25 protein-coding genes and 1 riboswitch are annotated in these 21801 nt (G+C 67.3%); of the genes, 8 read left to right on the forward strand and 17 right to left on the reverse strand.

From position 1 onward, the window contains the following. Positions 1–144: 144 nt before the first annotated feature. Entirely contained in the window at positions 145–726 is a 582-nt protein-coding gene (locus AB0E63_RS17020) for an RDD family protein (protein ID WP_360366387.1), read from the forward strand. 3 nt (positions 727–729) lie between these two features. Here the strand turns inward: AB0E63_RS17020 and AB0E63_RS17025 are convergent, their stop codons facing one another. The 3 genes from AB0E63_RS17025 to thiC all read right to left on the reverse strand — a co-directional run bounded on the left by AB0E63_RS17025 (position 730) and on the right by thiC (position 3645). Further along, positions 730–1284 (reverse strand): hypothetical protein, encoded by a 555-nt coding sequence (locus AB0E63_RS17025; protein WP_360366389.1) that lies wholly within the window; start codon positions 1282–1284, stop codon positions 730–732. Next, positions 1281–1838, reverse strand: a complete 558-nt coding sequence (locus AB0E63_RS17030) for a transposase (RefSeq protein WP_360366391.1) — start codon at positions 1836–1838, stop codon at positions 1281–1283. Before AB0E63_RS17030 ends, AB0E63_RS17025 begins: the two co-directional genes overlap by 4 nt. Positions 1839–2112: 274 nt before the next feature. Then, positions 2113–3645, reverse strand: a complete 1533-nt coding sequence (thiC, locus tag AB0E63_RS17035) for a phosphomethylpyrimidine synthase ThiC (RefSeq protein WP_360366679.1) — start codon at positions 3643–3645, stop codon at positions 2113–2115. Between the two features lie 5 nt (positions 3646–3650). After that, positions 3651–3770: riboswitch (TPP riboswitch) on the reverse strand. Between the two features lie 39 nt (positions 3771–3809). On the opposite strand from thiC, the gene AB0E63_RS17040 reads away from it, so the two are divergent. Both AB0E63_RS17040 and AB0E63_RS17045 read left to right on the forward strand, forming a co-directional pair. Further along, positions 3810–4568 carry a lysophospholipid acyltransferase family protein gene (locus AB0E63_RS17040; RefSeq protein ID WP_360366393.1) on the forward strand — a complete coding sequence of 253 codons (759 nt, stop codon included), beginning with the start codon at positions 3810–3812 and terminating at the stop codon, positions 4566–4568. Between the two features lie 206 nt (positions 4569–4774). Continuing rightward, positions 4775–5236 carry a hypothetical protein gene (locus AB0E63_RS17045; RefSeq protein ID WP_360366395.1) on the forward strand — a complete coding sequence of 154 codons (462 nt, stop codon included), beginning with the start codon at positions 4775–4777 and terminating at the stop codon, positions 5234–5236. Between the two features lie 3 nt (positions 5237–5239). On the opposite strand, the gene AB0E63_RS17050 is transcribed toward AB0E63_RS17045, so the two are convergent. The 9 genes from AB0E63_RS17050 to AB0E63_RS17090 form a co-directional block, all read right to left on the reverse strand. Beyond that, entirely contained in the window at positions 5240–5473 is a 234-nt protein-coding gene (locus AB0E63_RS17050; protein ID WP_360366397.1) for a hypothetical protein, read from the reverse strand. Between the two features lie 13 nt (positions 5474–5486). After that, positions 5487–6626 (reverse strand): inorganic phosphate transporter, encoded by a 1140-nt coding sequence (locus tag AB0E63_RS17055; protein ID WP_360366399.1) that lies wholly within the window; start codon positions 6624–6626, stop codon positions 5487–5489. A gap of 90 nt (positions 6627–6716) precedes the next feature. Then, a complete protein-coding gene (locus AB0E63_RS17060) occupies positions 6717–7715 on the reverse strand; it encodes an inorganic phosphate transporter (RefSeq protein ID WP_360366401.1) in 999 nt (332 codons plus the stop codon). Positions 7716–7717: 2 nt separating this feature from the next. Then, positions 7718–8350 carry a DUF47 family protein gene (locus tag AB0E63_RS17065; protein ID WP_360366403.1) on the reverse strand — a complete coding sequence of 211 codons (633 nt, stop codon included), beginning with the start codon at positions 8348–8350 and terminating at the stop codon, positions 7718–7720. Between the two features lie 139 nt (positions 8351–8489). Then, on the reverse strand, positions 8490–8798 hold the full coding sequence (locus tag AB0E63_RS17070; protein WP_360366405.1) for a DUF202 domain-containing protein: 309 nt from the start codon (positions 8796–8798) through the stop codon (positions 8490–8492). Further along, complete coding sequence (locus AB0E63_RS17075; protein ID WP_360366407.1) at positions 8795–9130, reverse strand: DUF202 domain-containing protein; 336 nt, start codon at positions 9128–9130, stop codon at positions 8795–8797. The genes AB0E63_RS17070 and AB0E63_RS17075 overlap by 4 nt, the downstream gene beginning before the upstream one ends. After that, the gene (locus AB0E63_RS17080) at positions 9127–10365 is read right to left on the reverse strand and encodes a glycoside hydrolase family 3 N-terminal domain-containing protein (RefSeq protein WP_360366409.1); all 1239 of its coding nucleotides are present in this window, start codon (positions 10363–10365) and stop codon (positions 9127–9129) included. Before AB0E63_RS17080 ends, AB0E63_RS17075 begins: the two co-directional genes overlap by 4 nt. Position 10366: 1 nt before the next feature. Continuing rightward, positions 10367–10780 (reverse strand): MarR family transcriptional regulator, encoded by a 414-nt coding sequence (locus AB0E63_RS17085; RefSeq protein ID WP_360366411.1) that lies wholly within the window; start codon positions 10778–10780, stop codon positions 10367–10369. Continuing rightward, positions 10668–11732, reverse strand: a complete 1065-nt coding sequence (locus AB0E63_RS17090; protein WP_360366413.1) for a DMT family transporter — start codon at positions 11730–11732, stop codon at positions 10668–10670. The genes AB0E63_RS17085 and AB0E63_RS17090 overlap by 113 nt, the downstream gene beginning before the upstream one ends. 39 nt (positions 11733–11771) lie before the next feature. Between AB0E63_RS17090 and AB0E63_RS17095 the strand changes: the two genes are divergently transcribed. After that, the gene (locus tag AB0E63_RS17095; protein ID WP_360366415.1) at positions 11772–12392 is read left to right on the forward strand and encodes a TetR/AcrR family transcriptional regulator; all 621 of its coding nucleotides are present in this window, start codon (positions 11772–11774) and stop codon (positions 12390–12392) included. On the opposite strand, the gene AB0E63_RS17100 is transcribed toward AB0E63_RS17095, so the two are convergent. Next, positions 12389–13051 carry a potassium channel family protein gene (locus tag AB0E63_RS17100; protein WP_360366417.1) on the reverse strand — a complete coding sequence of 221 codons (663 nt, stop codon included), beginning with the start codon at positions 13049–13051 and terminating at the stop codon, positions 12389–12391. The two genes, AB0E63_RS17095 and AB0E63_RS17100, sit on opposite strands and share 4 nt — an antisense overlap. Continuing rightward, positions 13048–13611 (reverse strand): acyl-CoA thioesterase, encoded by a 564-nt coding sequence (locus tag AB0E63_RS17105; protein ID WP_360366419.1) that lies wholly within the window; start codon positions 13609–13611, stop codon positions 13048–13050. Before AB0E63_RS17105 ends, AB0E63_RS17100 begins: the two co-directional genes overlap by 4 nt. A 127-nt stretch (positions 13612–13738) precedes the next feature. On the opposite strand from AB0E63_RS17105, the gene AB0E63_RS17110 reads away from it, so the two are divergent. Then, the gene (locus AB0E63_RS17110; protein WP_360366421.1) at positions 13739–14773 is read left to right on the forward strand and encodes a hypothetical protein; all 1035 of its coding nucleotides are present in this window, start codon (positions 13739–13741) and stop codon (positions 14771–14773) included. A gap of 164 nt (positions 14774–14937) precedes the next feature. Here AB0E63_RS17110 and AB0E63_RS17115 read toward each other — a convergent pair whose 3' ends face one another. Further along, positions 14938–15561 carry a flavin reductase family protein gene (locus AB0E63_RS17115; RefSeq protein ID WP_360366423.1) on the reverse strand — a complete coding sequence of 208 codons (624 nt, stop codon included), beginning with the start codon at positions 15559–15561 and terminating at the stop codon, positions 14938–14940. Positions 15562–15897: 336 nt separating this feature from the next. On the opposite strand from AB0E63_RS17115, the gene AB0E63_RS17120 reads away from it, so the two are divergent. The 3 genes from AB0E63_RS17120 to AB0E63_RS17130 all read left to right on the forward strand — a co-directional run bounded on the left by AB0E63_RS17120 (position 15898) and on the right by AB0E63_RS17130 (position 18597). Continuing rightward, entirely contained in the window at positions 15898–16686 is a 789-nt protein-coding gene (locus tag AB0E63_RS17120; RefSeq protein WP_360366681.1) for an aminoglycoside phosphotransferase family protein, read from the forward strand. Between the two features lie 95 nt (positions 16687–16781). Then, positions 16782–17816: an L-glyceraldehyde 3-phosphate reductase gene (gene mgrA / locus AB0E63_RS17125; RefSeq protein ID WP_360366425.1), complete on the forward strand. Its 1035-nt coding sequence runs from the start codon at positions 16782–16784 to the stop codon at positions 17814–17816. A 133-nt stretch (positions 17817–17949) separates the two neighbouring features. Continuing rightward, positions 17950–18597 (forward strand): hypothetical protein, encoded by a 648-nt coding sequence (locus AB0E63_RS17130; RefSeq protein WP_360366427.1) that lies wholly within the window; start codon positions 17950–17952, stop codon positions 18595–18597. A 175-nt stretch (positions 18598–18772) separates the two neighbouring features. Here the strand turns inward: AB0E63_RS17130 and AB0E63_RS17135 are convergent, their stop codons facing one another. Both AB0E63_RS17135 and AB0E63_RS17140 read right to left on the reverse strand, forming a co-directional pair. Continuing rightward, complete coding sequence (locus AB0E63_RS17135) at positions 18773–19750, reverse strand: TAXI family TRAP transporter solute-binding subunit (protein WP_360366429.1); 978 nt, start codon at positions 19748–19750, stop codon at positions 18773–18775. Beyond that, on the reverse strand, positions 19747–21774 hold the full coding sequence (locus tag AB0E63_RS17140) for a TRAP transporter fused permease subunit (protein ID WP_360366431.1): 2028 nt from the start codon (positions 21772–21774) through the stop codon (positions 19747–19749). The genes AB0E63_RS17135 and AB0E63_RS17140 overlap by 4 nt, the downstream gene beginning before the upstream one ends. Between the last annotated feature and the right edge of the window lie 27 nt (positions 21775–21801).

The following is a 21801-nucleotide window of genomic DNA, read 5'->3' on the forward strand; positions in this document are numbered from 1 at the left end:
GGCCGCTGTGGGACGCTACGCGCCAGACGTTCGCGTAAAATAACACCACCACCTCCGCCAACAAGCACGGACGGCGTCCCGCGATCTCCCGGCCGCCGCGGCCTGTTCAGGCCGCGGCGTCCGGGCCGTAGAAAGGACCGGCAGGTGACCACCCCTCCGTACGACGGCCAGCCGCAGTTCCCACCGGGACAGCCAGGGCAGTACCCGGCTGGTCAGCCGGGCCAGTTCCAGCCTCAGGGCTACAACCCGTACGGACAGGCCGGCCAAGGGCAGGGCGGATACGGCTATGGCTACGCGCCACCGGGACAACTGGCCGGCTGGCCGATCCGCGTCGGCGCCTCGATCCTGGACTCGCTGATCATCTCGATCCCCCCGATCGTCGGCGTGATCGTGGCCCTGGTCATCGACGGCGACCAGGACGAGCTCGGGCCCGGCGGTGGGATCGCGATGGTTACCGGCTTCGCCGTCGGGTTCGCGGTGTGGGTTTGGAACCGGCTGATCCAGCAGGGCCGGACCGGCCAGTCCTTCGGGAAGAAGCTGACCGGCCTGCGGGTGGTGCACGCGCAGAGCGGTCAGCTGATCGGCCTGGGCTCGAACCTCGGCCGTGAGATCTGCGCCCAGATCTTCAACCAGCTCTGCATCCTCAACGTGATCTGGCCGCTGTGGGACGACAAGCAGCAGACCTGGCACGACAAGGTCGTCAACGACATCGTCATCCGGCTCTGACCTTTAGTGGGACAGGAGGAACCCGGCGCAGGTCACGGACCACAGCACACTGGTGAACGTGCCAATGATGAAGCGCTCGGCGACCGCCTGTGGCGTGACCGAGGCCGGCTGGTCCGGGCTGCGCAGCTCGGGGTAGCGGGCCAGCCCCTTGATCGCCAGTACGACGGCGATGCCCTCCGGCCACCCGGTCACCAGGGAGGCGAAGATGGCGGTCCGCTCGAGCGAACCGATCAGCGCGCCGCCACGCAGTACCTCACCGGCCTTCTGCGTCGACTGGGCTCTGGTGTTCCCCCGGTCGACCAGCGCCAGTACAGACGTCGTGAGCGGCCCGCCACCGGTGACCGCGAGGCCACCGGACAACAGGAGCAATACGTTCCACCAGCGCTCGCGCCAGCCCTCCGCGCCGTGGCCTGCCAGCAGTAGGAGGCCGACCGTGACCAGGCAGGCCAGCGTGGCCGCACTGAGCACGATTTCGACGGTAGAGCCGGCCTTCGGCACCCACGCCAGTACGGCGAGGATCAGGCCGGCTGCGGTCAACGACAGGATCAGTGCCGTCACGCAGCGGCCCCAGCGTCGAGCAACTCGGCCGCCAGCACCCGTCCACGCTGTTCCTCGGCGAACCCGGCGGCCTGCGCCCGCTGCGTCACCGCCGACTGACTGATCCCCAGCTTCACACCGATCTCCCGCCTGGTGAGTCCTTCGCCCAGTAGGTCGGCCACAGCCCAGCCACGGTCGCTACGACGCCGCAGTACTGACGCCATCAGCCAGAGCACTGTCTCCACCCGCTCCGCGGCTCGCGAGTCGGAGCCGACCACGTTGACGTGATGAGGGCTCGACTTGGCCCGGGTCACCGCCTCCCGCGCGAACACGAACGCGTCACCGCTGCCCGCCCTGGTGCTCCTCGGCAGTGGCTGGACGACCTCGCCGACGCCGAGTCCGACGTACCAGATGTCGGGGCGGAGCAGCTCGACGATCACGTCGACGGTGGCCCGGGCGTCCGAGAGCACACCCTGCACCTCGTCGCCGGCGGTCCGCTCGAACTTGCGGAGCAACCCTGTCCGTCGCGGCCGGCGGTTCAGGGAGTTCAGCAGCTCGGGTACGAGATCGCTCATGCTTCGGCTACCGCGCTGATCTACCGTGAGAACGAAGACCATCGCCCTGCACCTCCTTCCGAACGTCTTAAGGCTACAGTCTTATTCACGTAGAGTGAAGGAAAAAACCTGAATCGGTTCACCCGGTCACTCCCAGTGACCGTTCTGGAGGATTCCGATTCCCCCATTCTCTGCTGGATTCGGTCGGTTCGGCATCCCGACTCACCCCACCGGCCTCACGCGGAGTCAGCACACTTCCGGCCCGGAGTACGGCGTACTCCGGGCCGGACAGCGTTCAGTCGACCAGCGGCAGCATGCGCTGGTGATCCTCGGCGTACGCGCGAATGTCCGCGGTGATCCGCATCGAGCAGAACTTCGGACCGCACATCGAGCAGAAGTGAGCCGTCTTGGCCGGCTCGGCGGGCAGGGTCTCGTCATGGAACGAGCGCGCCGTGTCCGGGTCCAGTGACAGGTTGAACTGGTCCTCCCAGCGGAACTCGAACCTTGCCTTGGACAACGTGTCGTCCCAGTCCTGCGCGCCCGGATGTCCCTTGGCCAGATCGGCCGCGTGGGCGGCGATCTTGTACGTGATCACGCCGGTCTTCACGTCGTCACGATCCGGCAGGCCGAGGTGTTCCTTGGGCGTGACGTAACACAGCATCGCCGTACCCAGCCAGCCGATCTGGGCCGCACCGATCGCCGATGTAATGTGGTCGTAGGCCGGCGCCACATCAGTTGCCAACGGCCCCAAGGTGTAGAACGGCGCCTCGCCGCAGAGCTCCTCCTCGAGCCGCACGTTCTCGGCGATCTTGTGCATCGGCACGTGTCCCGGGCCTTCGATCATCACCTGCACATCGTGTTCCCACGCAACGCGAGTGAGCTCCCCCAACGTCCGCAGTTCCGCGAACTGCGCCGCGTCGTTGGCATCCGCGATACATCCCGGGCGCAACCCGTCGCCCAGTGAGAACGTCACGTCGTACTCCCGCAGGATCTCGCACAGCTCGGCGAAATGGGTGTACAGGAAGGACTCCTGGTGATGTGCCAGGCACCACGCGGCCATGATCGAACCGCCCCGCGACACGATCCCGGTGATCCGCTGCGCGGTCAGCGCCACGTATCGCAGCAGTACGCCGGCATGCACGGTCATGTAGTCGACACCCTGCTCGCACTGCTCGATCACCGTGTCGCGATACACCTCCCACGACAGCGCGGCCGGATCGCCCTTCACCTTTTCCAGAGCCTGGTACAACGGCACCGTCCCGATCGGCACCGGCGAGTTCCGCAGGATCCATTCCCGGGTCTCGTGGATGTTCTTGCCGGTGGACAGGTCCATCACCGTGTCCGCACCCCACCGGGTCGCCCAGACGAGCTTCTCGACCTCCTCCTCGACCGAGCTGGTGACAGCCGAGTTGCCGATGTTCGCGTTCACCTTCACCAGGAACTTCTTGCCGATGATCATCGGCTCGCTCTCCGGGTGCCGCCGGTTCGCCGGGATCACGGCCCGGCCCCGGGCCACCTCGGACCGGACGAACTCCGGGTCGACGCCCTCCCGGGTGGCGACGTACCTCATCTCCTCGGTGATCGTCCCGGCGCGCGCGTGCGCCAGTTGGGTCAGCGGTGCGCGCCCGGCGATCCAGTCCCGCCGCACTGCGGGGAGACCGGCTTGTACGTCGATCTGCGCGGACACGTCGGTGTACGGACCCGAGGTGTCGTAGAGGTCGAAGTGCTCGCCGTTGGTGAGCCGGACACGGCGGGCCGGAACACCCAGCTCGCCGCGGTAGATCTTCTCGGACCCCGAGATCGGGCCCGTGGTGACAGTCGGTCGAATCGTGCTGACATTCACCTTGCTGCTCCCTACGCCGGAATTACCCGGACAGGTTCGGCGGTCGGCGGCGCCGGTTGATCCAGCCGCCCTCTCAGCCCGCTACGGTGCGAGCTCCCGCGATCTCCAGTTGTGACCGCCACCCTAGACGAAGGCTGTAGCGTCGGGGCATGCGAGATGTCGTGTACCCGCCGGTGATCGGCTTCGCGAAGGCGGCGTTCAAGGTGCTGGACGTGAAGTTCCAGCTGACCGGGACGGAGAACGTGCCGCGGACCGGCGGCGCGGTGATCGCGCTCAACCACATCAGTTACGTCGACTTCGTGCTCGGTGGGTACGGCGCGGTGCCGAGCAAGCGGCTGGTGCGGTTCATGGCCAAGGAGGTGCTGTTCCGCAACCGGTACTCAGGCCCCCTGATGCGCGGCATGCACCACATCCCGGTGGATCGCGCGGCTGGTATGGCGTCGTACCGCGAAGCGCTGCGGTATCTCGGCCAGGGCGAGGTCGTCGGCGTGTTCCCGGAGGCCACCATCAGCCGGTCGTTCGAGCTCAAGGAGTTCAAGTCCGGCACGGTCCGGATGGCCGCCGCGGCCGGCGTACCGATCATTCCGATGATCCTCTGGGGTACGCAGCGGATGCTGACCAAGGACCATCCGCGCGACTTCTCCCGGCACCGCACGATCGCGATCACCGTCGGCGCGCCGATGACCGTCACCCGGGCCGACGACTCGGCCGAGGCGACCGCGCGGCTGCACGCGACGATGGCCGGGATGCTCGATCAGACCATCCGCGCCTACCCCGAGCAACCAGCCGGTGCCTGGTGGTTGCCGGCGTCGTACGGCGGTTCCGCGCCGACTCCGGCCGAAGCCGAGCGCCTGGATCAGGAAGAGCTCGCCCGCCGGGCCGCACGGCGGACCAAGGAGGACCGGTAGCGCGGACAGGACCTTGACCCTCGGGCCGAATCGAGGGTACGAAGACTTGTCGTTGTTGATGGAACAGGAACCTGGGGGGTCCCTGTGTGGCGGGCCGGGCAGCGGTACGCGCGGCCGCGGTACTCAGGCGGGCGGGGAAGGTTTTGTTCGATTCACCGGAAGAGCTTCATCTGTTCGAACCGGGCATGATGACTCCGGCGCCCCACGTGGCGGATCAGATCCCGGACGCGGGCACGTTCTTCGTCGAGTGGGCGACCCGCGGCCTGCCCGCGGGCCGGGCGCTCGAGGTCGAGTCCGCGGTGAACGGGCGCCGCTGCCAGAACGGCTGGTTCCCGCTCGAGAGCCTGGACAGCATCGGCAGCAAGGGCTTCTGGCGCGGTCCGCTGACCTACCTGGCCCGGATGACGTCCGACGACACGGCCATCCTGCAGCGCTGGGCCACCGATGGCCTCAGGGGCGAGAGCCGGACCCGGATCGAGGCGACCGTCGACCACCTGCTCCACCAGCAGGGCCACGCGGCTGCCGCTACCTGGGCGGTGGCGGTGCGGCCGCGGACCTATCTCGACGCGAGCATCCTGGGCGACAAGCTCGCGGCCGCGTGGGAGTACAACCTCGGCTCCATCCGCTCCAAGGACGTGGCCAAGTCAGTACGACGCTGGAACCGCTAGCTGTCAGTGGAACTGCGGGATGATCAAGTAGAGCCCGTAGAGCACCGCTGCCAGGCACGCGGCGAAGCAGAGCCCGGCCACTGTGGTGTCGACGATCGACGGCGGCTTCTTTTCCTCGAGCGCCACCGCCCGCCGCGACATCGCGGTCACACCGAGCGCGAACATGACCGCCAGCCCGACACCGAAGAGCAGGCTGACCAGTGCCACCTGACCGAGTGCACTCCAGTTGATGTGCATCGCCGTACTCCTCTCAGACGGTCGTGGCCGGGGCCGGGGCCGGGGTCGTGCTGCCCGGGTACTCGTTGACGTTCTCCGCCGTCACCGGCCTGCGCCGCGACGCCACGTAGATGCCGCCGCCGGCCAGGATCGCGAGGATCGCGACGATGACGACGCCGGCGTTGCCGGTGTCGGCCACCCGGCCGGCCAGGGCGCCGACGATCGCGGCGGACGGCAGCGTGAACAGCCAGGCCATCGCCATCCGTCCGGCGATCGTCCAGCGCACCTGCGCGAGCCGCTTGCCGAGGCCGGCGCCGAGGATGCTGCCGGAGCAGACCTGGGTGGTGGACAGCGGGAAGCCCAGGTGGGACGAGGCCAGCAGGACCGTGGCCGAGCTGGTCTCGGCGGTGAAGCCCTGCGGCGACTCGATCTCGGTCAGGCCCTTGCCCATCGTCCGGATGATCCGCCAGCCACCGAAGTAGGTGCCGAGGGCGATCGCGAGGCCGGCCGCGAAAATCACCCAGGTCGGCGGGGCCGAACCCTGCGCGAGGCTGCCCGACGTGATCAGGACCAGCGTGATGACGCCCATCGTCTTCTGTGCGTCACCGGTGCCGTGAGCGAGCGAGACGAGCGAGGCGGACGCGATCTGGCCGGTCCGGAACCCGTCGCTGACCGACTTCTTCCGGGCCCGCTGGGTGATCTTGTAAGCCAGGAAGGTGCCCAGCAGCGCGACGACGCCGGCCACGATCGGCGCGGCGACCGCGGGGATGATGATCTTCTGCACCAGCGTGCCGAAGTTCACCGCGCTGCTGCCGGCCGCGATCCAGGTGGCGCCGATCAGGCCGCCGAACAGGGCGTGCGACGAGGAGCTCGGCAGGCCGAAGTACCAGGTCACCAGGTTCCAGAGGATCGCGCCGACCAAGCCGCCGAAGATGATCGGCACCGTCACCAACGAGTCATCGACGAGGCCGCTGGAGATCGTCTTGGCCACTGCGGTGGACAGGAACGCGCCGACCAGGTTCAGCACCGCGGACAGGGCGACGGCGACCTTGGGTCTGAGGGCGCCGGTAGCGATCGACGTCGCCATCGCGTTGGCGGTGTCGTGGAAACCGTTGGTGAAGTCGAACACCAACGCGGTGATGATCACCACGACGACGAGGAACGAGAGGTCCATCGCGATCACTCCCCCTAGGCGGAAATAAGACACACCATCGATCGACGGTAGGCCTAGTGGGTGAATTCGAAATGAACTCTCGGCTGCAACTTACTCCAGAATCAGGTGCGCAAGCCCATAACAGAGTGCGGCGACCAACCCGGCGGCGGGGATGGTCAGCACCCACGCGGTGACGATGCCTCTGGCAACGCCCCAGCGAACCGCCGACAGCCGCTTGGTCGCACCGGCGCCCATCACCGCCGACGTGATCGTGTGGGTGGTGGAGACCGGCGCATGCAGGCCGATCGCCATCACGTACAGGACGGACGCGGCGACCGCCTCGGAGGCGAACCCGCGCGCCGGGTCCAGGTGGATGATGCGGCGCCCGAGCGTACGCATGATCCGCCAGCCACCGGAGTAGGTGCCGAGCGAGATCGCGGTCGCGGCGGAGATCTTCACCCACAGCGGGATGCCGTCGCCCTCGTTCACGTGACCGGTGGCGAGCAGGGCGAGAAAGATCACGCCCATCGTCTTCTGCGCGTCCTGCAGGCCGTGCCCGAGCGCCACCGCGGCAGCCGACAGCGATTGGGCCATCCGGAAGCCTCGCGTCGTCTTGCCCGGGTTCCTCCGCCGGAAGGTCCAGAGGATGGCGATCATCAGCAAGAAGGCCCCGGCGAAGCCGATCACGGGCGACAGCACCATCGGGATGACGACCTTGTCGAGGATCCCGGACCACTCCACGACGCTCGCCGAGGCGAGTCCGGCGCCCACCAGTCCGCCGATCAGCGCGTGCGTGGAGGAGCTGGGCAGGCCGAGGCGCCAGGTGATCAGGTTCCAGGTGATCGCGCCGATCAGTGCCGCGATCACGATCACCAGGCCGGGTTCGCCGCTCGGAATGCTGATGATGCCCTCGCCGATGGTTTCGGCCACCTCGGTGCCGGCCAGCGCGCCGAGGAAGTTGCAGACCGCGGCCATCGCCAGCGCCACCCGCGGCGTGAGTGCCCGGGTCGAGACCGAGGTCGCGATCGCATTGGCCGCGTCGTGGAAGCCGTTGGTGTAGTCGAAGGACAGCGCGATGACGACGACCGCGATGACGAGCGCGAACTCCACGCTCAGCTCTCCTTGACGGCGATCTGTTCGACCGTGTTGGCGACATGCTCGAAGGCGTCGATCGCGGCCTCCAGCAGGTCGACCACGGTCTTGAGCTTCATCACGGTCAGCGCTTCGTACTCACCGCTGAAGAGCTTGGCGACGATCCGGCGGTGCACCGCGTCACCGGTGTTCTCCAGCCGGTTGATCTCGATCCAGTACTCGGCCAGGTCCTTCATCGTGCGCAGCCGGGGCATCGTCTCGGCGGTCAGCTGCGCCATCCGCTGGAGCACCTCGATCTGCTCGGCGACTTCCTCCGGCAACTTCTCCAGGTTGAAGAGGTGGACGGAGTCGACCGCTTCCTCCATGAAATCCATCACGTCGTCCAGATCGGAGGCCAGCCGGTAGATGTCCTCGCGGTCGAACGGGGTGACGAAGGTGGAGTTGACGCGGCGGATGATCGAGTGGGTGGTCTCGTCGGCCGCGTGTTCGGCGTCCTTCATCTCGGCGGCGATCTGGTGACTCGAGGAGAGTCCGGTTCCGGCCGTACTGCCGAGCAGCTCTGCCAGGATCTTCGATCCGTCCACGAGGTGGTTGGCGGATTCGGTGAAAAGGTCGTAGAACGTCGGGTCGTTCGGACGCAGACGTAACGGCACTTCAAGCTCCGGATGAACGAGGGACAAACCGTGAACATGCTAGGGGGAACCTGCGGTTGACGTTGCATCCGCGTTGTCAACGTAGCGCGTCGGAGTGAACTGGCTCGCGGCGACACGGACAGTGAGTTACCGATCGGTTTCACCGGGCGATCACGGCGTAAAGGTCGAAGAGGCCGACGATCAGCACCAGACCGGCCGCGACCCGGAGCACCCGCTCATGGCCGAGCGCCTGGACTTTCGAGCCGTTCGTACGGCGGTACACCGCGCTCACCGCCGCCCAGCAGGCCAGGGCGAGCGTCAGTACGACGATGCCGAGGCCGGTGCGGACGTCCGACGAACCGTGTCCGGATGCGATCAGGAGGATGCCGTTGGCTATCAGGCCTAGCGCGGTACGGCGCCAGGCGAGCAAGGTCCGCTCGGGCTGCAGCCCGGGATCCGGTGTGCTCATCGCCACAGTGAGAAGAGCAAGCCGATCAGGCCCACGACAGCGATCGTTGCCCCGAGCATCAAGGGCAGGCGGGTCACCGGGAGCGGGCTGCCGCGGCGCATTGCGATCAGGTTCTGCTGCCAGCGGCGGAAGGCGCCGGCGGTAGTGATGATGCCGACGGTGACCAGAACCACACCGATGATCCGGGCCGGCCAGCGGTCCGGACCGAGATCGAGGAACTGCACCGCGGACAGTCCGCCCGCGTAGCAGGCCAGCGAGGTCCGCAGATAGGCCAGATAGGTCCGCTCGTTCGCCAGGGTGAAGCGATAGTCGGGCTCCTGCTCTACCGTCATCCGCAGCTCACCAGGCCGTGGTCCTGCTTCAGAGTCAGCACGCGCCTGACGCTACTCGTCAGCTTCGCGGCGAAGGCCTTGTCCTGCTGGGCTTTGACGACCAGTGCGTTCATCATGGTGGCGGTCAGCGCGGCCTTGGCGTTGATCACGATGTCGCCGCCCGCCGCGACGAACCGGGTCGCCCGCTGTCCCGCCGGCACCGAGGCGACCTCGGCGGCGGCCCCGACGTCGTCGGTGATCACCACGCCGCTCCAGCCCAGATCACCCCGGACCATGCCTTGGATGACGGTCGGCGAGAACACCGCACGGTTGTTGGGGTCGATCTTGGTGTAGGTGACGGTGGAGATCATCACCATGGTGGCGCCGGCCTCGATCCCGTCGGCGAACGGCTGCAGGTCGGCATCCCCGCGAACGGTGACGGTGTCCACCACACCGGAGGAGAAGTCCGTGTTGCCACGCACCCGGCCGAGTCCGGGGAAGTGCTTGACCGAGGTCATCACGCCGGCCTGCTTCATCCCCTCGACGAACGCCTGCACCGACGGGCCGACCGCTTCCGGCGTGTTGCCGTACTCACGGTCCAGACTGCCGATCGGCGCGTTCTGAGACTTCAGAGAGCTCGGTACGACGTCAGCGACGGGCGCCAGGTTCACGTTGACGTTGGCCTGCTTGAGCTGGCCGCCCCACTGCTTCGCGCGGGCGGTCAGCTTGTCGGCGGACCAGGTGCCTTGCACGGTCGCAGCGGGGATGCGGTCGAACCCAGGGCCTTTCAGCCGCTGGATCTGACCGCCTTCCTGGTCCGCGGCGACCAGCGGACGGACGCCCTTCACCGTGGCCGCGGTGCTTGCCGCGGCCATCGCCGTACGCGTGTGGGACAGGCTGCCGCCGGTGCCGAGCAGGAGGACGCCACCGGGCTTCTCCTGCTGCACGATGGGACGCTGGGCCGAGGTCATGCCGTTGGCGCTGATGCCGGTCATGATCAGCTGGGCGGCCTGCTCCCGGAGGGTGAGGGTCTTGAGCTTCTGGTCGACGCAGCTCGCCGACGTGGCTGTCGGCGTCGGCGTCGGCGTGTTGGTCGGGGTGGCGCTCGGCTGCTCGGTCGTGGGTGGCTGGGTCGTCGGCAGTGGAACCGAGGATGACGGCACTGTGCTGGGGCCGGCGGTCGGCGGGGACTGGCTGTCGCTACAGCCGGCGAGGACAAGTGCTGTCAACGCGACCAATGCGACCGGACGACTCATTTCAGCGACGCTCCCAGGCGGCGCGGTCGACCGTGTCACCGGAGTGCCGGGCCAGCGTCGCGCAGACGTCGTACAGGTTCTCGACCTGTTCTTCGGTGAGTGCGTCGAAGATCGACTTCCGTACTTCCTCGACGTGACCGGGCGCCGTCTCCACGAGCTTCTTCCGGCCCAGGTCGGTGAGGATCGCGACCTGACCACGCCGGTCTGACTCGATGCCCTCCCGCCGTACCCAGCCGTTCTGCTCGAGCCGGTTCACCGCGTGCGACAACCGGCTGCGTGAGCCCAGGGTGGCGACTGCGAGCTCACTCATCCGGAGCCGGCCGTCCGATGCTTCGGAGAGCCGGACCAGGATTTCGTAGTACGTGTGCGGGATTCCGGCGTCGCGCTGCAGTTGCTGCTCGATCCTGCTGTTCACTACTCGCTGTGCCGCGATGAACGCGCGCCAGGCCTGTGCTTCTCTCTGGTCCAGCCACCGGGGTTCCGCCATCCCCGCAGCGTACTTGTTCGCGGATCCGGATCAGGAGTACGGCGATGGCACAGACGAGCATGCCGATCACCGCCAGCGCCCCGATGGTCTCGTCGAACATCAGGTAGGCGAAGACCATCGTGGTCGGCGGTACGAGGTACAGCAGTGAGCTGATGCGGGTTGCGCCGGAAAGCTTGAGGTTGACCAAGTACAGACCCCAGCCACCGCCTGTTGCCAGGAGCACCAGCCAGACGACTGCGCCATAGAAGCCTGGCTCCTCCGGAACAGTGAACTGGTCTGTAGACGCGGCCAGTGCGGTGAACAGAACGGCCGAGACGATGCTCTGCACCGCCAATGCGTCAAGGGAGTTGGTGCTGGGCTTTCGGCGCCGGTCCAGGCAAGTGCCGATCACCAGGCCGAGTAGACCGCCGAGAGGTACCAGGAAGAGCAGTGCCGAGCCATGACCAGCGTTGAGGTCGTCGGCGACGACCAGGCCGACTCCGGCGACACCCAGAACCAGTCCGATCCATTGGCGTTGGCTGACGCGTTCTCCGAGCAGCGGTCCGGCCACTGTGGCGATCAGGAGGGGTTGGAGCGAGCCGATGAGTGCCGTGACTCCGGCCGTGATGCCGTGGTCGATGCCGGTGAAGATGAGGCCCAGGTAGACGAACTGGGTGAGGAACGCCATCCACACCTGAGTCACCAGGTCCCTGCGGGAGATCTTCGGCCGTCTGATCAGTAGGACGACAGCCGCGAGTACGCCGGCGACGAGGAAGCGCCAGGCGAGCAGGTCGAACGCCGACGTGTACTGCGTTCCCCACCGGGCGCCGATGAAGCCGCAGCTCCAGAACACGACGAACCCGGCTCCGGCTGCCACGGCCTTTGCCTGCTGAGTGGTCATGGCCACGACAGTAACCACACCGGTCGGTATACTGTCAGTATGCTGGACCACCAGATGAGACTGCTGGTCGATCGCGGAGTCTCCGCGGCGACCCCGCTGACGCCGGCCGGGGAGCGCATCCTGACGGCGGCGTCGACGCTGTTCTACGAGCAGGGGATCCGGGCCGTCGGCGTGGACACGATCGCGCATGAGGCCGACGTGACGAAGAAGACGCTGTACGACCGGTTCGGGTCGAAGGATCGTCTGATCGCGGCGTATCTAGAGCGGCGGAACCGGGAGTGGCACGCGTTCCTCGACGAGCAACTGGCTGCGCGACGGCCGGAGACGCCGGAAGAGGTGATCCTCGCGCTGTTCGCTGCGCTGACGGACTGGCTGGCCGGGTCGCGGAACGGGTGTGGGTTCATCAACGCGAGCGTGGAGCTGGCGGCGCCGGACCATCCGGCGATGCCGGTGATCGTGGGACAGAAGCAGTGGATGCGGTCGGAGTTCAAGGCACAGGCCACGCTGGCCGGCCTCGCTGACCCTGACGAGCTCGCGGACCGGTTGCTGTTGCTGCACGAGGGCGCACTGGTCAGCTATCGCGTCGCTGCGATGGAGCGTGCGCCGGAGGTGGCCGCGCGGGCCGCCGCCGATCTACTGGCCGGGTGGCCGCGGGTCTAGGAGTTGCTGCGCCGCATGATGGTCAGGCCGACCAGGCGGGACACGACCATGGCGACGTACCCAAGACCTGCCAGCTGCTCCAGCATGACCACTGACCTGCCCCATGACGTGATGGGGATGATGTCGCTCAGGCCGGTACTGGACAGGGTGGTGAAGCTGAGGAACAGCAACTCCATCCACGTGCGATCGTTGCCTGGGTCAACAGCCGCAGTGAAGCTGCCGGGGACCAGGACCTGCACGAACACGTACACGTAGGCGAAACCCCAAGCCACCAAGGTGAAAGTTGCACCGGTCGCGTAGAGCTCGTCGGCACTGACGTCGTGGTCGGACAGCATGTAGCGGAGCAGGCTGTACGCCGCGTAGAAGTAAAACGCGGCGTGGAGCGCGCCGGAGATGGCGACGACCGGTTCGGTCGGGTTGAACGCGTCGACCAGGGACAGTGCCACTGCTGGAATGCCGAGGCAGATGCTGACCCAGGTGAGTCCCGGCGTGGCCCGCACCGAGAAGACAGCGAGCACGAGCACGACGATGCCGAGAATCTCGAACGCAACCCGCCCGCCGCGCGACCCTTCCATCGCCGGGTAGACCAACACGCCCAGCAACTGCACCACCAGCAACACCGCCGAAGGATGCCGCCGCGCACTCCCCACCACACTCACGGACTGTCCTCCCCACCGCCGCGTGCTGCATCCTCGCGTGCTGCTTCCTCGCGTGCTGCTTCCTCGCGGGAGGCGATGATCGCCGCGCGCCGGGCGAGCCGGTGACTCCTGCGGATCTCGGCCTCCCGCAACCGCCGCCGTTCCTCATCCGTCTGCGGAACGACCTGCGGCACCTCCCGAGGCTTGCCATCCGCATCCACCGCGACGAACACCAGATAAGCCGACGCCACATGAACCTGCGGTCCGACCGAGTCCCACCGATCGGCAGTGATCCGTACGCCGACCTCCATCGAACTCCGCCCGGTCCAGTTCACCTGCCCGCTGAAGTGCACGACGTCCCCTACTCGCACCGGCACCAGAAAGACCATCTCGTCCATCGACGCCGTCACCGCCGCCCCACCCGAGTGCCGCGCCGCCACCACCCCAGCGACCGAGTCCACCAGCGTCATGATCACGCCACCATGCACTGTCCCCAGCAGATTGGCCTCGCTCTGCGCAGTGATATGCGACAACGACAGCCGCGTCTCAGAAGTCGGCCGCGACAACGGACTGCTGGACATACAGACTCCTCCAACTCACCAACCCGGGCCAGCGCAGACTATCCCGGCCCGGTTATCCACAGGGACGAAATCGCGGGTCTCGCGGAGTGCTGATCCTCGTACTTTCTCTGGCGAGGAGGTGGCCCCGATGACCATCGACAGCTTCACCGAACATGCCCACGGCAACCATTCCGACCGGCCCGACCCGGCCCTGACTCCCCTCACCCGCGCCCAAGCCGCCCGGCTCGTCCGCCTTTGCCTGACCACCACCGCCGAGCTCGGCCTCGAGGTCACCTACAAAGGCGACGCAGCCCTCGTCCCGGTTACCCCGACACCCTCCAGCCCAATCCTCGGCCTGAGCAACCTCGCGCGAACCCTCTCGAGGTACGGCGAACACGACTGGCCCGCCCTAATCAAAGAACACTTCACGCAAATCCTGCAGCAACTCCGCCACGGTCCGCCCGACCCACCCACCGACCCCGAGCGACAGCTGATCCAGCGTCTCGTGCCCCGGCACGCACTCCCCGACAACTGGACAGCAGACCGCCCCGACTTCGTCCCGGGCCTGGTGTCCGTCCCCGCCACCGTCAACGAGGACGTCGTCACCATGTACCTCAACCCACCAGACTTCGGCCTGACCTGGTCCACCGCCGAACACTTCGGCCTGTCCAACCTCCGCCGCCTCACCGACCACGTCGAGTACGTCGAACACGACGACATCCGCCTAGCCCTCATCACCGGCACCTCATTCACCGCCTCCCGAGCCCTGGTCCTGGACACCGTCCTGCGCGAGTCCCTCCACCTGGAAACCCCACCCCACGGCCTCCTGGTCTCCTTCCCCACCCGAGACATCCTCCTCATCCACGTAATCCAAAACCTCTCCCTCATCCCAGCCCTGGGCCTCCTCCTCAACCTCACCGCCCGCTCCCACACCCACGACCGCAGCCCTCTATCCCCCGAAGTCCACCTAGCCCTCCCCACCACCCCAACCCACCCCGCAACCACCCTCACCACCGGCGCCTGCACGACCCCCGCCGCCGAGCCCAACCCCATCTCGACCCAATACACCTGGCACCCAGCCACCACCGCCTCCGTCGACCACACCCCACTCCGCCTCTCCCCAGAACTCGAGTCCCTCACCAAACTCCTAGCCACCCAAGAACCCCCACCACCCCCGCCCTAGCCCACGATCTCGTGGCGCGGGCAGGTGCTGACCGGCGGGAAGGGGCTCTCGGCAACTAGCTCGCCTGTGGGCATGGCGTTCGCACGTGGAGCTGCCCACTCCGGGCAGTACGACGCTCAAACCTGAAGGAACTGGTCTGCGAGCGGTGGCCGGGTAATGCGGGGTCAGGGTGCTGGTGGGGTGAAGTGGTCGGGCCAGTTGGAGTGGCGGATTCTGGTGATGGAGCGGACTTCGCCGATGGTGGACCACTCGTCTTTGCCTAGGCGGGCCAGGGGGCGGAGGAGTTGGATTTCGGGGTGGTCGCCATCCATGACTGATGGGTCCAGGGCTAAGTGGCGGACTCGGCCGATGACGACGGTGGAGTCGCCTAGTTCGAGGGTGGTGTGGAGGGTGCATTCGATGGCGACCGGGGACTCCGCGACCCTGGGTACGGCGATTGTTCGGGAGGGCTCGGGGTGGACGCCGATTGCCTCGAACTCGGAGATTTCCGGTGGGAAGTTCGTGGCCGAGGCGTTCACCTGTTCGTACAGGGGCTCCGCGGCGAAGTTCACGACGAACTCGCCGGTGGCCTCGACGTTGTTCAGGCTGTCCTTTCGGCCGACCGAGGTGAACTGCACCATCGGTGGCTGGACGCACGCAACCGTGAAGAACGAGTGGGGTGCGAGGTTCAGTACGCCGTCGGCTGACTGGCTCGACACCCAGGCGATCGGCCGTGGCACGACCACGGAGTTCAGCAAGGCGTAGAACTCTCGCCGGCTCACTACGTCTGGATCCACATCGACACGCACGTCCGCAGTACATCAAATGCGGTGGACGCCGCCGCACCCCGGCATCAGGATCGATCAGGCGAATCGTCCAGGACGACGGAGGCACAGGTTGGAGCACGACAGGCCCATGGAGCAGGCGGCGGATCGGCTCACGGAGCAGGTGGCGCACAGGGCTGCGGGGCAGGGGTGAACGGGCCTGCGGGGCAGGTGGCGGACGGAGCTGCGGAGCAGGTGGTGGACCGGGCTGTGGAGCGGGTGGCGGACGGGGCTGCGGGGCAGGGGGTGGATGTGGTGTTGGGGCAGGTGGGGGTGGTGGCTGGGCGGCATGGGGTGGGGGCTGGGCTGGTGCGGGAGGTCGTGGGTGGGGTTGCCAATCGGGGGTTTGTGGTTGGCGAGGGTTTGTTCGTGCGGGTGGCGCGGCCGGGGTTCGAGGCGGATCTGCGGAAGGAGACCACGGTCATTCCGGTGGCGCGGTCGGCGGGCGTGCTGACGCCGGCCATCGTTGAGTACGACGAGAGCCGCACCCTGATCGACGCGCCGTACGTCGTGATGGAGCGAGTTCACGGCACCGAGCCGACCGGCGTACCGGCAGGCTTGGCGGAGCAACTCGCGCGCTTGCACCAGGCTGAGGGAACCTACGACCTACCGCAGGACGGCTGGGGTGATCCGTGGCGAACCGTCGACGATCTCGTGGAACGTGGGTACGTCGACCTCGGTACGGCGAAGTGGTTGAGCGACTGGTTCACCCGGCTGGCCGGCCGGTTCGACCGGGACGAGCCGATGGTGCTGATTCACGGAGATGTTGCCGCTCACAACCTTCTGGCCGGCCCGGACGGTGAACTCGCCGCCCTGATCGACTGGGGCGACGCCGCCCATGCCCCGCGGGCGGTCGACTTCGCCAAGCTCCCGCTGGACCAGGTCGCGGCGATCCTCCCCGAGTACGTCCGCCACACGCAGGGCGACGGACGAGAGGACGAGCTCGCCGCGGGGGCATTGTGGTTGCACCTCGAATGGGGCCTCGGCAAGCTCACAGCCGAGCCCTGGCCGGGGCAACGACACTGGACTGCTCCACTTGCCAGCCGGCTCCTCGGCATCCTCCGGTTCTTCGCCGCCGACCCACCTGAGCCCTGGTCGGGCCTGACCTAGATCAAGAAGGTCGGGTTCTAGGAGTCAGTGCTCGGATTTCTGCTTGAAAACAAGGGGTTTCGTACTTGTCGCGACATGGGGCAGACTGGGGTTCCGTGACTGATTATGTGGCGGCTGAGGGCCGGTATGACGACCAGATTGCTTATCGGCGGACGGGACGGAGCGGGCTGGAACTGCCTGCGATCTCGCTGGGGCTGTGGCACAACTTCGGTGACGACAAGCCGTTCACCACGCAGCGCGACATCCTGCGGCGGGCGTTCGACCTCGGCGTCACGCACTTCGACCTGGCGAACAACTACGGCCCGCCGTACGGCTCGGCCGAGACGAACTTCGGGACGCACTTCGCCCGCGACTTCAAGCAGTACCGCGACGAGCTGATCCTCTCGACCAAGGCCGGCTACGACATGTGGCCGGGTCCCTACGGTCAGGGTGGCGGCTCGCGGAAGTACCTGCTGGCGTCCCTGGACCAGTCGCTGAGCCGGATGGGTGTCGAGTACGTCGACATCTTCTACTCGCACCGCTTCGACCCGGACACGCCGCTCGAGGAGACGATGGGCGCGCTCGACACCGCGGTGCGCTCGGGGAAGGCGCTGTACGCCGGAATCTCGTCGTACTCGGCGGATCGGACCCGGGAGGCGGCGCGGATCCTGCAGGAGCTCGGGACGCCGCTGCTGATCCACCAGCCGTCGTACTCGATGCTGAACCGCTGGATCGAGGAGGATCTGCTGGAGGCCGTCGGTGAGCTGGGCGTCGGCGTGATCGCGTTCTCGCCGCTCGCGCAGGGTGTCCTCACGGACCGCTACCTGGACGGCGTGCCCGCGGACTCCCGCGCGGCGCAGGGCAAGTCGCTGAACCCGGACTCGCTGACCGAGGACACGCTGAAGCACGTCCGCGCGCTGAACGAGATCGCCAAGGAGCGCGGCCAGTCCGTCGCCCAGCTCGCGCTCGCCTGGACTCTGCGCGACGACCGGGTCACCAGCGCCCTGATCGGCGCCTCCAGCGTCGCCCAGCTCGAGGACAACCTGGCCGCCGTCCGCAACCTGAAGTTCTCCGCCGACGAGCTCGAAGCCATCGACGCCGACGCCGTCGAGGCCGGCATCAACCTCTGGAAGAAGAGCTCGGACAGCTGACCTCGAAGACAACTGCCCCGTAGCCCTGGCTACGGGGCAGTTGTTGTGTTTGGGCCACGGAGCGGGGTCGGGTGGTTGCAGTCCTCCCGCGATGGGCACAGGCTGGAAGGAGACCCTCCAGGAGGTGGTTGTCATGACCGCTTCGACGCTCGAAATGGCCCTGACGTACGAACATGCCCGGATCCGGGAGCTGGCCGAGCCGGCTCACCACCCGGACGCCGCACATCCTGAGCGCAGGCACCAGACCGACTGGTTCTACGCGATCGCGGCCCAGCACCTGGCCGCCGCCGAGGATGTCCTCCTCCCGCACGTACGACGCCTGCCCGACGGCGACGACCTGGTCACCAAGTACGTCGACAACGCGAAGGACCTGGAACGCTCGCTGCGGTTCCTGAAGGGACGCCAGTACGGCGACAGCCGGTTCCTGCACCTGCATCACGACGAGCTCTGGCAGCAGATCGACCGGCTCCTGATGCGGCACGAGACGATGGAGACGGAGTACAGCCGGCGGATCTCCGAGCAACTCGACGGCTCGGACGTCAACACGCTGACCGAACAGCTCCTCGAGGCGGAGGAGATCGCGCCGACCCGCGCACATCCAGTCTCGCCGCATACCGGGATGGCCGGCCGGTGGGTGCATCGCATGTGGCGGATGGCCGACAACGCGTGGGACAGCGCCGAGGGCCGCGTCGTACCGATCAGGTACCACGCCCACCCGAAGCGCGACTCCGCACTCTCGCACTACCTCTACGGCACCCCGATGGAGGACGACCAGAAGTAGGTGACCGGGCCGGCCCTTCGGATGCCTCCGACGGGCCGGCCCGGTCTGCCGGCACTCACTGCGCCTGGTTGTGGGGCCGGCTGGGTCCCGCCCCCGCTGCGCCTGGTGTGCGGAGGTGGGTCCCTGTGCGTCCTCCCCCGCTGCGCCTGGTGTGCGGGGGAGGACGGTCAGTGTGTCACTTCAGTCCGTCGATCGCCTTCTTCGCGCCGGGGTGCAACGGCACCGGGTCCGTCTTGCCGGCGTTCTCCGCGGTGATGCCCTTGGCCGCCGCGTTGACCGCGACGAGTGCGTCCTTGTTGTCGTAGATGACCTTGGTCAACTGCTCGGCCAGCTCGTCCTTCATGTTCTTCCGGACCAGCAGCACGTTCGGCACGATGATCGTCGCCACGTCGGCCGGCTGCTTGTACGTCGCCGCCGGGATCGGCGCCTGGGTGTAGATCGTGCCGTATTTCTCCTGCATTTTCGGCAGCAGATCCACGATCGGCAAGAGCTTCACGTTCTTGCCCAGGCTGGTGGTCAGGTCGGTGATGCCACCGGTCGGCAGTCCGCCGGACCAGACCAGCGCGTCGATCGAGCCGGACTTCATCGCGTCCACCGACTCCGGCAGCCCGAGCCGCTGGGCGGTGACGTCGCGCATCGGGTCCAGACCGGCCGCCTCGAGCAGCCGGCGGGCGATCACCTCCGTGCCGGAGTTCGGCGAACCGGTGGAGACCCGCTTGCCCTTCAGGTCGGCGATCGAGTTGATCCCGGCCGACGTACGGACGGCGACCTGCGTGTAGTTGTTGTACAGACGGGTCAGCGCGACGACGTCCTGCGGCACCTTGAAACTGTTCACGCCCTTGACCGCGTCGGCCGCGGTGTCGCCGAGGGAGAAGGCAATGTCGTAGTTCCCCGCCACCAGGCCCTGCACGTTCTGGACCGACGCCCCCGTCTCGCTCGCGGTCGCCCGGTAGCCGGAGACCTTCTGCGAGATCACCGAGGCCAGTGCACCGCCGAGCTGGTAGTACACACCGGTCGTGTTGCCGGTGGCAATCGTCAGCCGGCCACCGTCGGCCGTACCGGTTCCAGCGGGTTCGCGCTGGCCACCACAGGCGACGAGCGAGACCACGGCGGCGAGCGCCACCGCGGCGGTGGGGAGGCGACGGAGTCTCATGAAGTGACGGGTCCTTCCTTCGGGGCGGCGGCCTGGCGTTGCCGCCGGACCAGATTGATCGCGACGGCAACAAGTAGCAAACAGATTCCGGCCGTGATGGTTACGGGCGCGAGGTAGAGCAGCAGCAGCGAGGCCGGCACGCAGACCGCACGCTCGATCCAACTGGTCGCCACGAAGATCCAGCCACCGGTCACCACGGCCAGCGCGGCGACGGCCAGCATCGACACCAGCAGCGTCCACACCATGCCGACGAACGATCCCTGACCGAGCAGGTGTGCGCCGTTGTCGGTGAGCACGAACGCGAACGGCACCAGGAACGCCGGCAGCGTGTACTTCCACGCCTGCCACATCGTCGGCATCACCTTGCCGCCCGTGATCGCGGCCGTCGCCACCGCGGCCAGCGCGGTCGGCGGCGAGACCTCGGAGAGTACGGCGTAGTAGAAGATGAACATGTACGCCTCGGGCTGCGTCACCCCGAGCTGCACCAACGCCGGCGCGATGATCACCGCGGCGATGATGAACGACGCGGTCACCGGCACCGCGAGTCCGAGAATCAGGACGGCGAACCCCGACAGCACCACGGTCAGGATCAGGACGACGGTGTGGTTGTCGGTCAGTCCGTGGGCCGCCCCGACGATGATCTCGGCCAGGTTCAGCCCGAGACCGGTCTGCGTGGTGACCGCGACGATCACGCCGGCCGTCGCGCAGGTCGCCGCCACCGGCAGCACCGAACGGGTGCCCTGGGCAAGCGCATTGAACAGCCGCCCGGCGGTGAGCCGATGCTCGCGGTCCAGGAACGACAGCGCGAACTGGATGATCACCGCGTAGACCACGGCCTTGAACGGCGGTACGTCGACCGCCATGAAGCCGATGATCACGAACAGCGAGAGGAAGTGGTACCCGAACCGCAGCAGTAACCGCCACGCGGACTGATCAGAGGTCTCGGCCGACGTGGTCCCGTGCCGGCGGGCGTCGATCTCGATCGCGAGCAGGATGCCCAGGTAATACAGGATCGTCGGGATCACGGCGTACCCGAGGACCGTCAGGTAGGAGACCTGCAGGAACTCCGCGATGATGAACGCGGCCGCGCCGAGCGTGGGTGGTGACAGGATCGCGCCGATGCCGGACGCGGCGAGCATTCCGCCTGCCGGTTCGGCCGGGTAGCCGGCCCGGCGCAGGATCGGCCACGAGACCGTGCCGAGCGACACGGCGGTCGCCGTACCCGAACCCGACACGCTGCCGAGCAGGAAGCCGGCCAGGGTCACCGTGCGGCCGGGCGCCGTACGGCTGCGCTTGAAGGCGGCGAACGACAGGTCGATGAAGAACTTGCCGGCGCCGGAGTAGTCGAGCACCGCGCCGTAGATGGTGAACAGCACGATGTAGCTGGCCGCGACACTCAACGGCGTCCCGTAGAACCCCGCCGTGCCCATGGTGAACTGCGCGATGATCGCGTCGAAGTTGAAGCCCTGGTGCGCCAGCGACCACGTGTAGGGCAGATAGCCGCCGTAGTACGCGTACGCGATGAACAGCAGGCTGAACGCCGGCAGCACCCAGCCAGTGGTACGACGGCATGCCTCGAGCAACAGGATCAGCAGCAGCGCACCAGCCACCAGGTCCAACGTGGTCGGCGCCTGCCGCCGTTCGAGATAGGCGTCGAAGTCGAAGAGCGGGTAGATACAGACCGCGAACGCGACGACGGCCAGGATCCAGTCGGTGATCCCGGGGTCGTCACCAGCCCTCCGACGCAACGGATTCAGGAACGCCGGAACCTTCCAACCGCGGTAACACAGCAGCGTGATCGGCAGAACCGCTGCGAGAAAGATCACCAAGTAAAACTGCGTGCCCTGTGGTAATGGGAAGAAGACCTGCGCGAGCACGCCGATGCTGATGATTGCGCACCAGACCGAGATCCCCAGGTCCAGGGCAGGCCGAAGCCGCCGAGCCGGTCGTTCTTGTTCGTACTCGGCGAGCTCTTCGTCGGAGGGCGCGGTCAAACCGGCCCCCGTGCCGATACCGACAGTCATCGATCGGTTCCCTCCTGTGTCCGGAAG

It is taken from the genome of Kribbella sp. NPDC026596 (assembly GCF_040638415.1).
GTDB lineage: Bacteria > Actinomycetota > Actinomycetes > Propionibacteriales > Kribbellaceae > Kribbella.

What these genes read in the sequence shown, in the direction of transcription:
- AB0E63_RS17030 (WP_360366391.1), bottom strand. Translation starts at nt 1,838, where the DNA reads ATGAGCGATCTCGTACCCGAGCTGCTGAACTCCCTGAACCGCCGGCCG.
- AB0E63_RS17040 (WP_360366393.1), top strand. Translation starts at nt 3,810, where the DNA reads ATGCGAGATGTCGTGTACCCGCCGGTGATCGGCTTCGCGAAGGCGGCG.
- AB0E63_RS17050 (WP_360366397.1), bottom strand. Translation starts at nt 5,473, where the DNA reads ATGCACATCAACTGGAGTGCACTCGGTCAGGTGGCACTGGTCAGCCTG.
- AB0E63_RS17055 (WP_360366399.1), bottom strand. Translation starts at nt 6,626, where the DNA reads ATGGACCTCTCGTTCCTCGTCGTCGTGGTGATCATCACCGCGTTGGTG.
- AB0E63_RS17070 (WP_360366405.1), bottom strand. Translation starts at nt 8,798, where the DNA reads ATGAGCACACCGGATCCCGGGCTGCAGCCCGAGCGGACCTTGCTCGCC.
- AB0E63_RS17075 (WP_360366407.1), bottom strand. Translation starts at nt 9,130, where the DNA reads ATGACGGTAGAGCAGGAGCCCGACTATCGCTTCACCCTGGCGAACGAG.
- AB0E63_RS17080 (WP_360366409.1), bottom strand. Translation starts at nt 10,365, where the DNA reads ATGAGTCGTCCGGTCGCATTGGTCGCGTTGACAGCACTTGTCCTCGCC.
- AB0E63_RS17090 (WP_360366413.1), bottom strand. Translation starts at nt 11,732, where the DNA reads ATGACCACTCAGCAGGCAAAGGCCGTGGCAGCCGGAGCCGGGTTCGTC.
- AB0E63_RS17095 (WP_360366415.1), top strand. Translation starts at nt 11,772, where the DNA reads ATGCTGGACCACCAGATGAGACTGCTGGTCGATCGCGGAGTCTCCGCG.
- AB0E63_RS17105 (WP_360366419.1), bottom strand. Translation starts at nt 13,611, where the DNA reads ATGTCCAGCAGTCCGTTGTCGCGGCCGACTTCTGAGACGCGGCTGTCG.
- AB0E63_RS17110 (WP_360366421.1), top strand. Translation starts at nt 13,739, where the DNA reads ATGACCATCGACAGCTTCACCGAACATGCCCACGGCAACCATTCCGAC.
- AB0E63_RS17130 (WP_360366427.1), top strand. Translation starts at nt 17,950, where the DNA reads ATGACCGCTTCGACGCTCGAAATGGCCCTGACGTACGAACATGCCCGG.
- AB0E63_RS17135 (WP_360366429.1), bottom strand. Translation starts at nt 19,750, where the DNA reads ATGAGACTCCGTCGCCTCCCCACCGCCGCGGTGGCGCTCGCCGCCGTG.
- AB0E63_RS17140 (WP_360366431.1), bottom strand. Translation starts at nt 21,774, where the DNA reads ATGACTGTCGGTATCGGCACGGGGGCCGGTTTGACCGCGCCCTCCGAC.